This window comes from Tateyamaria sp. syn59 (assembly GCF_007995245.1).
Taxonomy (GTDB): domain Bacteria; phylum Pseudomonadota; class Alphaproteobacteria; order Rhodobacterales; family Rhodobacteraceae; genus Tateyamaria.
The window spans coordinates 436,792-451,377 of record NZ_VCBA01000001.1; the positions used below are offsets into that span (position 1 = coordinate 436,792).

Genomic DNA, 14,586 nt, shown 5'->3' on the forward strand with positions numbered 1-14,586 from the left:
CAGCGAAACACAGCAAAGGCATATCCATGCGCACCCACGCACAGGCCGTCGTGATCGGCGGCGGCGTTATCGGCTGTTCCATCCTGTATCATCTGACGAAACTAGGTTGGACGGACGTCATTCTGCTGGAGCGGGATGAGTTGACCTCCGGCTCCACCTGGCACGCGGCGGCTAATATCCACGGTCTGCATGACAGCACCAACATCAGCCGGATCCAGCACTACACGATGGGACTGTATAAGGAGTTGGAGCAGGAGACCGGGCAGGGATGCGGTGTATTTCAACCCGGTTCGCTCTATCTCGCGCAGACGGAGGCACGGGACCATCAGCTACGCTTGCAGGCGGCGAAAGCCAAGCTTTACGGCATGAACTTTCACGAGGTGAACCGGGCCGAGGCCGAAAGATTGCATCCGCTGGTCGACTACGACGGCATCCGCTGCATCATGTGGGAACCCGAGGGCGGCAACGTGGACCCGTCTGGTGTGACGGGTGCCTATGCCGCTGGCGCAAAGCAAAACGGGGCGGAGATTGTGCGGTTTTGCCCTGTCATTGGGACGGAGCAACAGCCTGACGGCACATGGATTGTGCGAACCGAGAAAGGCGATATTGCAACCCCCTGGGTGGTCAATGCTGCGGGCCTGTGGGGCCGCGAAGTGGCGGCGCTCGCCGGGATCGAGCTGCCGTTGCAGCCAACCGAGCATCAGTATTTTGTGACCGAAACCATTGTAGAGGTCGCAGCGATGGATCGCCGCTTGCCGTCTGTCGCGGATCGGGACGGCGAATACTACCTGCGGCAAGAGGGGCAGGGGCTGCTTGTTGGGGCCTATGAAAAGGATGTCCGCTTCTGGGCCGAGGGGGGCACGCCGCAGGGCTTTGGCCACGAGCTTTTCGCTGATGACCTCGAACGGATCGAAGAGAACATGATGCGTGCCATCGACCGCGTTCCAGTGGTCGGCACGGCGGGGATCAAGCGGGTGATCAACGGGCCGATGATCTGGTCACCTGATTCCAACGTGCTCTTTGGTCCAGTGCCGGAACTAAAGGGTTACTTTTGCTGTAACGGCATTATCCCCGGATTTTCCCAATCCGGCGGGATGGGGCTGCTCGCTGCGCAGTGGATGGTCGAGGGTGAGACGCAGTACGATATGTTCGCGTGGGACATGGCGCGGTTCGGACCTTGGGCTGGCAAAGCCTTTACCAAGGCGCGGGTGGGCGATCAGTATGCGCACCGCTTCAAGATCCATTTTCCGGGCGAGGAACGGGCCGCAGGACGTCCCGTACGCATCCGTCCGGCGCATGACATGCAGGTGCGTCTTGGCGCCAAGATGGGACTGAACTACGGATGGGAGCATCCGCTGTATTTTGGCGATGTCGAGGACACAGCGGGCTTTACCCGCCAACCATGGTTCGACCTGGTGGGGGCTGAGGCGCGCATGTTGCGTGACCGTGGCGGTATCATCGACATCTCGAATTTCGCAAAGTACGTGTGTCACGGACCGGGCGCGGAGAATTGGTTGAACGCCGTCTTTGCCAACCGGATGCCGGTCGCCGTCGGGCGATCTTGCCTGACGCCTCTCATTGGCAAGCGGGGCGGGATTGCGGGGGATTTCACCGTGACCCGACTGGGCGAGGATGAATTCTGGATCATCGGATCGGGGATGGCGGAACGCTATCACCAGCGGTTTTTCAACGAGGTTCCGTTGCCCGAGGGCACCAGTTTTGTCAGCCAGACAGAGGCGGTCTGCGGCTTTAACGTGGCGGGTCCCGACAGCCGAGCGCTGTTGCAGCGGTTGACCAACGCGTCTCTCGAGAAGGCAGATTTTCCGTTCATGCGATCGCAGCGGATCACCCTTGCCGGAGTCGAGGTCGTGGCGTTGCGCGTGTCCTTTACCGGGGATCTGGGGTGGGAACTGCATTGCAAGACCGAAAATCAGCAACAACTTTATGCGGCACTTGTTGAGGCCGGACGGGCATTCGGCATCGGACCGGTTGGCAGCCGCGCCTTGATGAGTTTGCGGGTGGAAAAGGGATATGGCTCGTGGAGCCGGGAATACAGCCCGGAATACTGGCCACAAGAGGTGGGCCTGGATCGCTTGATCAGGCAAGATAAGGATTTTCTCAACAAGCAGGCTGCAGTCGATGTGATGTCACACGCACCGCGCGAATCATTGGTCATGCTGCACGTAGACACGGCTGACACGGATGCGTCACAGGCGGATGCAACCGGAGGTGAGCCGATTTTCCGCGACGGTGCGGGCATCGGTCGCGTCACGTCGGGGACGTATGGTTACAGCGTCGGAATGAGCCTCGCGCTTGGGTTTGTGCGCGACGCGGTCGCAGGCGACGTGGTGGACGTGAGCATTCTTGGCCGCCCTCATAAGGCAACCATTCTTGGCTCTGCGCCGTTTGATCCGACCGGAGAGAGACTGCGATCCTGACCCGATTTTTTGAAGTTGGCGGGGGCACGAACAAGCACACATACCAACCGATACAGGCCTTTAACTCTCACCGAATGTGAAGCCTGTCCGCGCCCCGGTTAGGCCTGGGAATGCGTTTACTCTATTTAGCGTCACATGTTAGACGGGAGTTATGGATCGGTCGCTGTTTGATCACGAAGTGCAGGTTTATGTCTCGAATGGCAGCTCTGCGCATTTCACGATACGTGAAGTGTACGAGCTGTATTTGTCTTGGCAATTGTGGGTTCTCGTCATGGTTGGCTTTTTGATCATGGCGACGGGGCACCCGGTGACATTGCCGCAATTCGACAGTTTTGGACTGCGATTGGGGTTCTGGTTCGTCGCTCTGTTTGTGTATTTGCTGCTGTCACTGGTTTATACACCGTTCACTTATCGCGGGTGGTACGCAGTGTTTGGCCGTCCGATCCCATTGATCGTTTTGTCGACGCCGCTGGTTCTGGTGGCCACATATGTGACGTCGGGCGGGCTTACCGTCCTGTTTGAACCAGGCAATCCGCCGTTTTCGAGCATGACCTGGCAAATGAACGTCCGCAATGTGTTGGTTGCACATGTGTTCGAAACGGCGGCCCTGATGTGGTTGCTGCCAGCGCAGCGTGCGCGCAAGGCGGCGGCAACTGACGCGCGGGAGGTGACACTTTCAGGCCGTACGATGTCGCTTGATCGGGTTGTGCGGGTCAAGGCTGCTGAACACTATCTTGAAATCCACACGGCCGACGGCGTTGAAGTTCTGCGCGAGCGTTTGGCCACGTTTCTCGAACAGGTCAGGCCGGAAGATGGCATCCAGACGCACCGCTCGCACTGGGTTGCGCGGGACACAGCGCAATCGCTATCCGGGTCCAAGCTGACGTTGCATGACGGGGGCAAAGTGCCGGTCGCGCGCGGACGGATGGACGATGTGCGCGCCTGGCTTGATGCGCACGCGGATGACCAGAAAGTGGCGTGAAGCCCGTCGTCAGTCCAGGCCGCGGATGCGTAGCGCAGTGATCCTGTTGCCTTCGCGCTCGGTCACCTCGAACCGAAACCCATGAAAGCTGAACACCTGGCCCACCGTCGGGATCATCTGCGCCTCGTGGATCACAAGCCCCGCGACCGTGTTCGCCTCGTCATCCGGCAGGTTCCACTCCGTTGCCCGATTGAGGTCGCGGATCGTCATGGCGCCGTCGATGTAATAGTGCCCATCCTCGCCGCGCTGCACGACGTCATCGCCGTCGGGGTCAAACTCGTCCGTGATCTCGCCCACGATTTCTTCTAGGATGTCTTCGAGCGTGATGAGGCCCTGCAGTGAGCCATACTCGTCTACGACCAGGGCAAAATGCGTGCGCATCCGCAGAAACTGGCGCATCTGATCATCGAGCGTCGTTGTCTCGGGTACGAAATAGGGCGGCATGGCCACTTGGCGGATGTCGAAATTCTTGAGCGCCGCGGCTTCGCCATCCGGTCCGCCGATCACCTGGTACATCGCGCGCAGCAGGTCCTTGGCGTGGATCACGCCGATGATGTTTTCCTGTTCGCCGCGGTAGACGGGCAGGCGGGTGTGGTTCGACTGCAGGCATTGTTCCAGTATGGCCTGCGGGTCGTCGTCGGCATTGATCATCTCAATGCCCGAGCGGTGGAGCATGATCTCTTCGACGGTGCGGTCACCCAGATCCAAGGCTCCCAGAATGCGGTCGCGGTCTTCTTTTTCAACGACTCCTTCGGAGTGGCCAAGTTGCAGCGCGCCTGCGATCTCTTCCCTGACCGCCATGATATGGCTGTCGGGGTCAATCCTGACGCCGAACACGCGCAACACGCCCCGGACCAACAGGCGCACCGCTGCCACGATGGGCGAGAACACCAGCACGACCACTGAAATTGGCCGCGACACGAGCGAGGCGGCCTTTTCCGCGTTGGTGATGGCGTATGTTTTCGGCAGCACCTCGGCAAAGACGAGGACGAGGATGGTCATCACCAGCGTGGCCAGCGCCACACCGGATTCGCCAAAGGCTCGCGTAAACAGGGCCGTGGCCAGCGATGTGGCGAGGATATTCACAAGGTTGTTGCCCAGAAGGACAGAGCCGATCAGCCGTTCGTTGTCTTCGGTGATGTCCAGCGCACGCTCGGCCCCGCGTGACCCCTTGTCAGCCTGTGCCCGCAGCTTCCCGCGTGAGGCCGCAGTCAGAGCCGTTTCCGAGCCGGAAAAGAAGCCGGACATGACAAGCAGGCCAAGGATAACCGCGCTGGTGATCCAGAAGGCTGCGTCCAGCGTCGATGTGGGGTCGTCCATTCGTGATTTATCCTTTGGTGGTGCATGGGTTATGGAGGTGCAAAGCGATGCAATCAAGGGATGCAGCGGGATGCGGGTGCACGATCTGGGTATGCTGGACGGACCTGTTCTTTTGTTCGGCGGGCCCTATTCCAATCTTCAGGCGACAAGGGCGGTTCTGGAACAGGCCAGCCGTTTCGCGGCAAAACCGGTCTGCACCGGTGATGTCGTCGCTTACTGCGCGCGCCCCGCGGAAACTGTTGCGGCCATTCGCGCGGCGGAGTGCGCTGTTGTGGCGGGTAACTGCGAGGCGCAGTTGGCAGCTGAAGCCGACGACTGCGGCTGTGGGTTTGAGGATGGCAGCACCTGCGATCTGTTGTCTGCCGGATGGTACAGCTTTGCCCAATCGCGGATCGATGCCGATGCGCTGGCCTGGATGGCCAGCTTGCCGGAAATCATATTGTTTACGCATGCTGGCGCACGCTACGCTGTGATCCATGGCGGCGTGTCGAACGTCGCGCGATTTGTGTGGTCATCCTCTCCGATGTCGGTGTTCCAGGCCGAGTGGGCGGCGGCCGAGGCGCAGGTCGGCCCCGTGGATCATGTTGTTGCGGGCCATTCAGGGCTCCCGTTTCAGCGCGATGTCGGAGCGGGTCGGTGGATCAATGCAGGCGTGGTCGGAATGCCGCCGCACGACGGATTGAAACAGACTGCCTTCATGGTTCTGGACAACGGTCAGCCCGTCCTACACCGCCTCGATTATGACGTGGATGCAGCCGTGTCCGACATGGAAAACGCCAGGTTGACCCAAGGCTATGACATCGCCTTGCGCACGGGCTATTGGCCGTCCGAGGATGTTCTGCCGCCCGATTTGCGCTTGTCCTTCGCCAACGGGTGATGATCCAGCACCAGCTGTGTCAGTCGTTCGTCTACCACATGCGTATAAATCTCGGTCGTGGCGACATCTGCGTGACCCAGCATCGTCTGGATCGCCCGCAGGTCAGCGCCGCCCGCCAACAGATGCGTGGCAAATGCGTGGCGCAGAGTGTGGGGTGTCACCTTGCCCGGATCGACACCGCCATGGACGGCGAGCGACTTGATGCGTGCATAGAACCAGTGCCGGGTTAGAAAGCCGGAGGCGCCGCGCGACGGGAACAGAAAGCGTGAAGGCGGGGCGCCTTCCGCTTCGACCATCTCGCGCCGTGCATCGCGGCATTTGAGCCAGGCGGCAAGCGCTGCACGCGCCGACGGAGAAAGCGGGACCATACGCTCCTTGCCGCCCTTGCCGAGGATCAGCAGCATTTGCGGATCCCCGCGGGCGGAAGATGCAGGCAGGCTGACCAGCTCGCTGACGCGCATGCCGGTGGCATATAGCAATTCCATCAGGCAGGTGTCACGCAGCCGGTCGTGATCGCCGCGCCCGAAGGTGCGTGCGGACAGCAGCAAGCGGTCAACCTCCTCCTCGTCCAGCGTTTTGGGCAGGCGTTTGTCCTGGCCCGGGCTGGCGATCTGGATGGCAGGGTTATCGGCGCGCCAACCTTCCTCGAACGCAAAACGGTAAAGCTGCTTGATGGCGGACAGGCGCCGCGCGCGGGTGGATTTGGCCAGCCCCTGTGCATCGCAATGGATCAGGTAGGCTTTGATTTGGGTCGTATCTGCAGTTTCAAAGTCCGCGTCCTGCCCGGCCAGCCACGCATCCGCGTCCTTGAGGTCGCGGCCATAGGCCAAGAGCGTATTGCGCGCGGCCCCAAGTTCGGCCGCTTGGGCGTCGAGGAAAGTCGAGATCCAACGGTGGCTCATCCCGCGCCTCGCAGCAAAAGGACCTGCAGGGCGGTGCGTCTGGCAACATCCTCCAGCCCAAGCGCGCGCAAGGTGGCAAGCCCGGTCGTCAGCCGCGCGACGTCGCCGCCCGCACCGCCGTGGGTTAATGTGATTGCGTTTGCCAGCGCCAGGCCAAGTTCACCGGCCTGTGCCGCGGCTACAATCCCTGCGTCAGGCGGTGCGTCGCGAAACGCGGCGAGAACAGCGCCCTGAACCCCGTCGGCGGTCAGGTTGGTTGGCACCTCACCCGTCGCGATGGCAATGGGGACCGGGCGATCCATTGCGCGCGCCGGGAATTGCGTTAGCGCCGTTTCATAGGCGGGTGACAGCAGCACCACATCAAATGCCAGATCGGCGGTCGGCCCGCTCAGAACGAGTTTGGTCAGATCCTCGGCAAACATGCTGGCAAAGACCGTCTGCAAGCCGATCTCACCCATCGCGCGCCAGGCGGCGGGCAAGGTTTTGGATACAGCCGCAGGGCTGCCCGTGCGCAATGCCGTTTCAAAGCGCTGGACCGCAGCCACCCGGTCCCAGACGCCGCCCGATGCCGCAGGTTGGCGCTGTGTGTACAACCCGAGGAGGCGATTGTCGCCAAGCGCACCGCGTTGCGCCAGCCGCTCGGCGGCTTCAAGTTGCGCCTTCCAACCTGCATTGGCCGACAGGTCTGCATTGGCATAGACAAGCGGCCAGGTGCGTGTCGGGATCGGCGTGCCGATCGCTTCGAACAGGCGGAAGGTCAGGGGATCCGGGGTCGCGGGGACAGGCAGGGGCGGCTCGCCCTCAAAGAGTTCTGGGTCTAGGAACCGCTCAAGTGCGGCGGCCTGATCTTCGGGTACGAGGTCCAGAACCCGCGCTGTGCCGAGGACAAGGGCGGCATCCTCCCAGTTTCCTGCACGCGCATTGCAAAACACCTCGTCCCCCTTGCCCGGAGACAGCTTGGGAGTGGCGAGGATTAACCTACAGGCTGTGCTGGGATCACCGGACACCAGCGACAGGTCCATATAGCGCTCAAGATGTCCGGCGCGCTTGTCGATGGCAGTTTGTTCCAGAAGCGCCAGCGCCGGGTCGAGCGCGCCGATTTTTGTCAGCGCATCCACGCGGGCGAGGTCAAAGCGCGACGCATCCCCCTGCGGCGGGTTCGCCTCCGCCAAAAGCAGGGTCAGGATCAGGTTTTGAAGCGCGGGCAGGGGCGCGTCGGGCAGCGCGCCGACGGCCCGCGTCAGGGTGGCCGCATCGGTCGATTGCCACAGCGTATCGGGCAGGCCCGTCACGTTCGACGGGGCCAGCCCAACCCGTTGGGCGGCGTCCGTTTGCAGGGGCTGCACAGTGACCTGGGGCACTGCGCCACTGGCTGCGATGTCTGGTTCGGGCGGGGCTGGCAGGGCCGCGTCGATAGCGCCTTGGGTGTCCAGCCAGTCGATCACGCTAAGTGGTGCCGTGGCCTCGCCCTGCGCGCCAAGTGTCGTGCCCGCGCAGACCAGCGCGGCAATCAGAGGGGCAAGACTATTCCGCATCCAATGTCACAGGCGTGCGCACTTCATCCTGGGGCGGCGAAAAGTTGGCGCCGAAATACTCTCCGACATAGGCATAGCCCACAAGCCCGACAAATCCGATGATCGCGAGAAAGATCAACAGCTTGAATAGACGGATCATGTGTTTGCCTGCCCCAGAAGTCTTGGTTGTGTTTCTTAGTTTTGCCCAAAGCATATATGGCCTTTTTTGCAAAATCACGTCATTGACAGCGATATGAGCGAAATTCAGCAGGACAGTGTGGTCGGGGCGACCTACCGACTGAAGAAAACCGTCGTGATGGTCGGCATGATGGGTGCGGGCAAGACCGCTGTCGGGCGTGCACTGGCCTTGCGCCTTAATGTGCCGTTTCTGGACAGCGACGCAGAGATTGAGACGGCGGCGAACATGACTGTTCCCGAAATCTTCGAACGCGATGGCGAGCCGTTCTTTCGCCGTAAGGAAACGCAGGTCATCTCGCGGCTTCTGGACGAGGAACGTGGCATCCTGTCGACGGGCGGCGGTGCCTTTCTGGCCCAGGAAAACCGGGCCAACATCACCGCGCGCGGGGTGTCGGTGTGGCTGAACGCGGATCTTGATCTGCTGTGGCAGCGGGTGCGCCACAAGGACACGCGCCCCTTGCTGCGCACCTCTGATCCTCGGGCCACTCTGGCGGAGATCTATGCCGCGCGCGTGCCGCTTTATGCGCTGGCCGACGTTACCGTGCGGTCTGAGGCGGAGAAGAGCATCGAACAGATGGTTGACAGGGTCGTCGGCACCCTTTTGACGGAACGCCCGGACGTGTTGGAGATGATGAATGCGTGAAACCGTGCATGTGCCCCTGGGCACGCGGGCCTATGACGTTGTGATCGGGCCGGGCCTGATGGCCGAGGCGGGCACGTTCATCGCGCCCATGCTGCCCCGCCCCCGCGTCGCTGTCGTGACGGAGAGCCGTGTGGCCGCTTTGCATCTTGCGGCCCTTGAACGGGGACTGTCGGCTGCTGGCATCGACTGTGTCGCGCTGGAACTGCCACCGGGCGAGAGCACCAAAAGCTGGACATATCTGTCGCAAGTGACGGAATGGCTGCTGGACCAGAAGATCGAGCGCCGTGACGTGGTGGTGGCCTTGGGCGGCGGCGTCATTGGTGATCTGGTCGGCTTTGCCTGCGCCATCCTGCGCCGTGGTGTGCGGTTTGTTCAGCTGCCCACGTCACTTCTTGCGCAGGTTGATAGTTCGGTCGGCGGCAAGACCGGGATCAACACCGCGCAGGGCAAGAACCTGGCGGGCGCCTTTCACCAACCGAGTCTTGTTCTGGCAGATACGGACATGCTGGCCTCGCTCGCCCCGCGCGATTTTCTGGCTGGCTACGGCGAAGTGATGAAATACGGCTTGCTTGGCGACGCCGCGTTCTTTTCCTGGCTTGAAGATAACGCCCCCGCAATGGCTGCGGGCGACGTTGGCATGCGCGTTTCAGCCGTCAAACGGTCGGTCGAGATGAAGGCCGACATCGTGACCCGTGACGAAACAGAGCAGGGAGATCGCGCGCTTCTGAACCTGGGCCACACATTCTGCCACGCGCTCGAAGCGGCGACCGGCTATTCCCAGCGGCTGCTGCACGGCGAAGGCGTCGCTATTGGCTGCGGCCTCGCCTTCGAACTCTCCGCCCGGCTGGGCCTGTGCAGTCAGGAAGACCCGAGCCGGGTGCGGGCACATCTCAAGGCGATGGGGCTCAAGACAGACCTCTCTGATGTTCCCGGTGAACTCCCGGATGCGCGCGGGCTATTGGATCTGATGGGGCAAGACAAGAAGGTCGTCGCCGGAACGCTCAATTTCATCCTCGCACGGGGGATTGGCGAGGCGTTTGTGACCTCGGATGTGCCGCCAGACACCGTGATTGCGGTGCTCGAAGACGCTCTTAGGGCTCGATAACAGATGACAGGAGGGACCAGCGGATGACGCCGGAAAGACTGCGTGAAATCTATGGTGACGTTCATGAAAGAGCGGCGGCCAAGGTCATCCATGCGTTCGATACACATTGTCGGCAATTCATCGAACACTCCTCATTTCTGATCCTTGCCACTTCGGATGGCGACGCGCTCGATATCTCGCCCAAAGGTGATCCGGCGGGGTTCGTGACCGTGGAATCCGACACCACGCTGTTGCTGCCGGATCGGCCGGGCAACAATCGGATCGACAGCCTGATGAACATTCTCGCCCACCCGAAAGTGGCGCTGCTGTTCCTGATCCCGACAGTGGACGAAACCCTGCGCGTGAACGGCACGGCCGAGATCAGCGAAGACCCCGCGCTGCGTGAACAGTTTCAGGTGAATGGCCGCAGCCCAAAGACCGTGCTGCGGATCACGGCTGAGGAAATCTACACCCATTGCGGCAAGGCGCCGATGCGAGGCGGTCTGTGGAAGCCCGACGGTTGGCCGTCGCAGCGGCCGGTTGCCACTCTATTGGATATGTTACGCGATCACACCGCGATACCGCAGGAGCGGACAGGGCAGGACGCGGTCGATAAGCTCTATCGCGATACGCTTTACTGATCCAAGAAAAAGGCCCTCCGGAATGGGCGGGCCTTTTGCAATCAGATTGTTTGTGGTTCAGAATGGAATTTCGTCGTCCAGGTCGCGGCTGGGGGCCGGGCTGGGCTGGCTGCTTCCGCCGCCATAGCCACCGCCTTGATCGTCATAGCCCATCTGGCCACCACCACCGCCACCAAAGGAGCCGCCACCGCCGCCGCCTTCGCCGCGGCCATCCAGCATGGTCAGGGTCGAGGTATAGGGGCGCAGCACCACTTCGGTCGAATAGCGGTCCTGTCCCGATTGATCCTGCCACTTGCGGGTTTCAAGCTGACCTTCGAGGTACACCTTGGATCCTTTGCGCAGATACTGTTCGGCCACACGCGCCAGCGGTTCCGAGAAAATCGCAACCGAATGCCATTCGGTCCGTTCCTTTCGCTCGCCCGTGTTGCGATCCTTCCATGTCTCGGATGTGGCGATGCGCAGGTTGCACACCTTGCCACCGTTCTGGAATGTCCGAACCTCGGGGTCGCGCCCCAGATTGCCGATCAAAATGACCTTGTTGACTGAGCCTGCCATGTCTTTTCCCTTTGTCCCGTGCCGGGCTGATTCCACGCCTCGGCCTTGCGTTCTGGCTAGACTACACATGGTTAACGCAGACTTAAATCTCAGAGGTGGCAAAGGTGTGAAAAACCCGTATATTGCGCGCAAAGAAACGGTGGCAGTGTACGAACTGGGGGACGGTCATGATGCGGGCACTCTGGGCTGGGGCGATAGTCGCCGCCTTCGTTGCAGATGCGGGCATGGCACAAAGCGTGTCGTCGAAAAGCCGGAATAGCCTGTTCAAGTCTCAGACCAAGGTCCTCGACACGCGCGCGGCCAAACAATACTCCAACTCGGTTCGCTTGCAGCCGCGCAAGGTCGTCACGCCGACCAAATGGGACACCGAGACGCGCAAGTTCAACGGCAAGTATCGGGGCCCGTACCTGAACATGGCTCGCGATGCGGCCCGCCGCCACGGCGTGCCTGAAGATCTGTTTCTGCGCCTTGTACAACAGGAAAGCGGCTGGAATTCCAAGGCCGTGTCGCACAAGGGCGCCTACGGTTTGGCGCAGCTGATGCCCGCCACAGCCCGCAGCCTCGGCGTTGACCGCGAGGACCCTGCACAGAACCTCGATGGCGGTGCGCGCTATCTCAAGGAACAGTACCGCACATTCGGCAGCTGGCGTCTGGCGCTTGCCGCCTACAACGCCGGTCCGGGCGCGGTGAAGAAGTACAACGGCGTGCCGCCATTCCGCGAGACACGCAATTACGTCAAGGTGATCTGGGGCAGCTGACCGATCGCTGCCGCGCCTTGGCGCCAGTTTCGCCATAAACCTGCCATGTCGCTTGCCTAACCCGTTAGACGAGAAGCAAAACGGGGGCGGGCATGAAGCCGGGACAATCCACTTTCGACGAACGGTTGGCACGGATCAACAAGGGGCGCACCCTGAACGCGGCGGATGTCGTTGTGGCCAAGCCCCGGATGATCCACCATAGCCCCTCGGCACGGCGCCTCCATCTCGACATGCTGGCGGCAGGCGGTATCGCAGGGGCCATCGCCGGAACGCTCTTTGCGGCGAATATTGGCTTTTTGTTTCTGATCGCGCTCGACCACCTGACCCTCTACGAGCTGGTCGCGGCCGACAACGTGATGGCCGCCTACATGGCCGCAGTTCTGATCGGACCGCTTGGCTTCCTCTGGACACTCATCCTGTCGCGCACGGCCAAAAGGGCTTGGCAGTTCTGGAGCGCGTATTGCATCGGCACCTTGGCCACCAACGCAACCGATCTGCGCTACTGGGCGGACACCACAGCGATCCCTGCATTCTGGCAGTTTATGGAGAATTACGTTGCCGCTGCAGATGCGCTCTGATCATTCCGCTGCAACTTTGATTACCGGTTCCATACGCTCAAGGATGTCGTCGGCGAGGTGGCACTTCACCTGATGTCCCTCGGCTAGATGGCGCACGGGCGGAACCTCTTTCTCGCAAAGACCGCCGGGCACATCCGACTTCCAACGGCACCGCGTCTGGAACGGGCAGCCGGATGGTGGGTTCATAGCTGACGGAATGTCGCCCTCAAGCACGATATGCTGTTTTTCGACTGATGTGTCCGCGATAGGCACCGCAGACAACAGGGCTTCCGTATACGGGTGGTAAGGCGGGGCAAAGACCTGTTCGGTCGACCCAAGCTCCACCACGTGGCCCAGATACATCACCATTACACGGTCGCTGAGATAGCGGACGATGGACAGGTCGTGGCTGATGAACAGGAGTGTCGTCTTCTGCTCACGCTGGATCTCCATCAGCAGGTCGGTTACGGCCGCCTGTACCGACACGTCGAGGGCGGAGACCGGTTCGTCCGCCACCACGATCCGCGCATCCCCGGCAAAGGCTCGGGCAATTCCCACGCGCTGTTTCTGACCGCCCGACAGTTGCCGCGGCATCCGTTCTGCAAAGGCGCGGGGCAGTTTCACCAGATCCAGAAGTTCCAGCATCCGCTGTTGCCGCTCGGCTTCATTCTTGCCGACCTTGAAAATCTCAAGCGCGCGAATGATCTGGCGGCCCACGGTCATGGACGGGTTCAGCGTGTCAAAGGGGTTCTGGAACACCATCTGCACATCGGCCACCGTCTGCGTATCGCGGTCCTCAATCGGCACATCCTGAATGGCCTTGTTGCCGATGGTGATCGACCCTTCGGTCGCGGTTTCAAGCCCCATCAGCACCTTGGCAAAAGTTGACTTCCCGCACCCGGATTCACCCACGATGGCCAGCGTTTCGGATTCCCGCGCCTCAAAGCTCAGCGTCTCGTTCGCCTTCACGACCTTCTTCTCGCCGGATGAGAAAAGGGCAGAGGCAGCCACCTCGTAATACTTCTTGAGCTTGTCCATCTTCAGGACGACGTCACCCACTTCGCCCTTCTCCTTCTGTTCGCCCACGGTCAGCGGGGCGTTCCAGTCGATCTCCTTGAACTTCAGGCAGCGCGTTTCGTGGCTGCCATCGTCATTGGCGGGGAACATCGGGATCGGCTTGTTCTCATTGCATAGGCCCTCCTCGAAATAGTCGCAGCGCGGGCCGAAATTGCAGCCGGGCGGGCGTTCGTGGGGCAGGGGGAAGTTGCCGGGGATCGCCACCAGGGGCCGCGCATTCTTGTCCGCGCCGGGCAGAGGGATCGAACGGAACAGCGCCTGAGTGTAAGGGTGCCGCATCTCGTCAAACACCTGCTTGATCGAGCCACGCTCGACCGCTTCACCCGAGTACATCACGCAAATTCGGTCGCAGGTTTCGAGCACAAGGCCAAGGTTGTGGCTAATGAACAGCATCGAGGTGCCGTATTTCTTGCCCAGATCCTTCACCAGTTCGACCACGGCCGCCTCGACGGTCACGTCAAGCGCCGTGGTCGGCTCATCGAGGATCAAAAGCGACGGCTCGGACATGAGCGCCATGGCGATCACGATGCGCTGCTGCTGACCGCCCGAAAGCTGATGGGGAAAGCTGTTCAGGATGCGCTTGGGGTCGGGTAGCTTCACGTCCGTAACCACCTGCAAGGCACGGTCGTAGGCGTCCTTTTCGCTCATGCCCTGATGGATCATCGGCACTTCCATCAACTGCTTGCCGATCTTCATGGCGGGGTTCAGGGACGCCATCGGCTCCTGATAGATCATGGCAATCTCGGACCCGCGGATGTCGCGCAACTCCTCCATGCTCATCTCACCCAGATCACGACCCTTGAACTTGATGGACCCACCCACGATCCGTCCGTTCTTGCCCAGATCCTGCATGACGCCCAAGGCCACAGTGGACTTGCCGCAGCCGGATTCGCCCACAAGCCCCACGGCCTCACCCGGTTGCACGGTGACCGAAAAGTCCATCACAGCCGGGATCTCCCGCAGCCGCGTGAAGAAGGAAATGCTCAGCTTGTCGATCTCCAGGATCGGGCCGTCATAGTCCAGTTTCGCCATTCTATCTC

14 protein-coding genes are annotated in these 14,586 nt (G+C 61.3%); 8 read left to right on the forward strand and 6 right to left on the reverse strand.

The window, feature by feature from the left end:
* Window positions 1-26: 26 nt before the first annotated feature.
* Window positions 27-2,438, forward strand: coding sequence for an FAD-dependent oxidoreductase (locus tag FD715_RS02185; RefSeq protein ID WP_147104504.1), 2,412 nt, complete (start codon window positions 27-29; stop codon window positions 2,436-2,438).
* Window positions 2,439-2,589: 151 nt separating this feature from the next.
* Window positions 2,590-3,420, forward strand: coding sequence for a LytTR family DNA-binding domain-containing protein (locus FD715_RS02190; protein ID WP_147104507.1), 831 nt, complete (start codon window positions 2,590-2,592; stop codon window positions 3,418-3,420).
* Between the two features lie 9 nt (window positions 3,421-3,429).
* On the opposite strand, the gene FD715_RS02195 is transcribed toward FD715_RS02190, so the two are convergent.
* On the reverse strand, window positions 3,430-4,740 hold the full coding sequence (locus FD715_RS02195; RefSeq protein ID WP_147104510.1) for an HlyC/CorC family transporter: 1,311 nt from the start codon (window positions 4,738-4,740) through the stop codon (window positions 3,430-3,432).
* Here FD715_RS02195 and FD715_RS02200 point away from each other — a divergent pair.
* Window positions 4,697-5,617 carry a metallophosphoesterase gene (locus FD715_RS02200; protein WP_370455324.1) on the forward strand — a complete coding sequence of 307 codons (921 nt, stop codon included), beginning with the start codon at window positions 4,697-4,699 and terminating at the stop codon, window positions 5,615-5,617. The genes FD715_RS02195 and FD715_RS02200 overlap by 44 nt on opposite strands.
* Here the strand turns inward: FD715_RS02200 and FD715_RS02205 are convergent.
* Genes FD715_RS02205 through FD715_RS22435 form a run of 3 tightly spaced genes read right to left on the reverse strand, consistent with a single transcriptional unit; the run spans window position 5,557 to window position 8,193 of the window.
* Window positions 5,557-6,519, reverse strand: a complete 963-nt coding sequence (locus FD715_RS02205; RefSeq protein WP_147104513.1) for a site-specific tyrosine recombinase XerD — start codon at window positions 6,517-6,519, stop codon at window positions 5,557-5,559. The two genes, FD715_RS02200 and FD715_RS02205, sit on opposite strands and share 61 nt — an antisense overlap.
* Window positions 6,516-8,054 carry a hypothetical protein gene (locus FD715_RS02210; protein ID WP_147104516.1) on the reverse strand — a complete coding sequence of 513 codons (1,539 nt, stop codon included), beginning with the start codon at window positions 8,052-8,054 and terminating at the stop codon, window positions 6,516-6,518. Before FD715_RS02210 ends, FD715_RS02205 begins: the two co-directional genes overlap by 4 nt.
* Window positions 8,044-8,193 carry a hypothetical protein gene (locus tag FD715_RS22435; RefSeq protein ID WP_172839363.1) on the reverse strand — a complete coding sequence of 50 codons (150 nt, stop codon included), beginning with the start codon at window positions 8,191-8,193 and terminating at the stop codon, window positions 8,044-8,046. The genes FD715_RS02210 and FD715_RS22435 overlap by 11 nt, the downstream gene beginning before the upstream one ends.
* Before the next feature lie 93 nt (window positions 8,194-8,286).
* Between FD715_RS22435 and FD715_RS02215 the strand changes: the two genes are divergently transcribed.
* From FD715_RS02215 to FD715_RS02225, 3 genes are read left to right on the forward strand one after another with little or no spacing between them, the layout of a single operon-like run.
* Window positions 8,287-8,874: a shikimate kinase gene (locus FD715_RS02215; RefSeq protein WP_147104519.1), complete on the forward strand. Its 588-nt coding sequence runs from the start codon at window positions 8,287-8,289 to the stop codon at window positions 8,872-8,874.
* A complete protein-coding gene (gene aroB / locus FD715_RS02220; RefSeq protein ID WP_147104522.1) occupies window positions 8,867-9,979 on the forward strand; it encodes a 3-dehydroquinate synthase in 1,113 nt (370 codons plus the stop codon). Before FD715_RS02215 ends, aroB begins: the two co-directional genes overlap by 8 nt.
* Window positions 9,980-10,002: 23 nt before the next feature.
* Window positions 10,003-10,599: a pyridoxamine 5'-phosphate oxidase family protein gene (locus tag FD715_RS02225; RefSeq protein ID WP_147104525.1), complete on the forward strand. Its 597-nt coding sequence runs from the start codon at window positions 10,003-10,005 to the stop codon at window positions 10,597-10,599.
* 57 nt (window positions 10,600-10,656) lie between these two features.
* Here FD715_RS02225 and ssb read toward each other — a convergent pair whose 3' ends face one another.
* Window positions 10,657-11,154 (reverse strand): single-stranded DNA-binding protein, encoded by a 498-nt coding sequence (gene ssb, locus FD715_RS02230; RefSeq protein WP_147104528.1) that lies wholly within the window; start codon window positions 11,152-11,154, stop codon window positions 10,657-10,659.
* Between the two features lie 167 nt (window positions 11,155-11,321).
* Between ssb and FD715_RS02235 the strand changes: the two genes are divergently transcribed.
* Together FD715_RS02235 and FD715_RS02240 are read left to right on the forward strand one after the other, a co-directional pair.
* Entirely contained in the window at window positions 11,322-11,912 is a 591-nt protein-coding gene (locus tag FD715_RS02235) for a lytic transglycosylase domain-containing protein (protein WP_370455325.1), read from the forward strand.
* Between the two features lie 92 nt (window positions 11,913-12,004).
* The gene (locus FD715_RS02240; protein WP_147104531.1) at window positions 12,005-12,490 is read left to right on the forward strand and encodes a hypothetical protein; all 486 of its coding nucleotides are present in this window, start codon (window positions 12,005-12,007) and stop codon (window positions 12,488-12,490) included.
* On the opposite strand, the gene FD715_RS02245 is transcribed toward FD715_RS02240, so the two are convergent.
* A complete protein-coding gene (locus FD715_RS02245; RefSeq protein ID WP_147104534.1) occupies window positions 12,491-14,578 on the reverse strand; it encodes an ABC transporter ATP-binding protein in 2,088 nt (695 codons plus the stop codon). It lies immediately after the preceding gene.
* Window positions 14,579-14,586 lie beyond the last annotated feature (8 nt).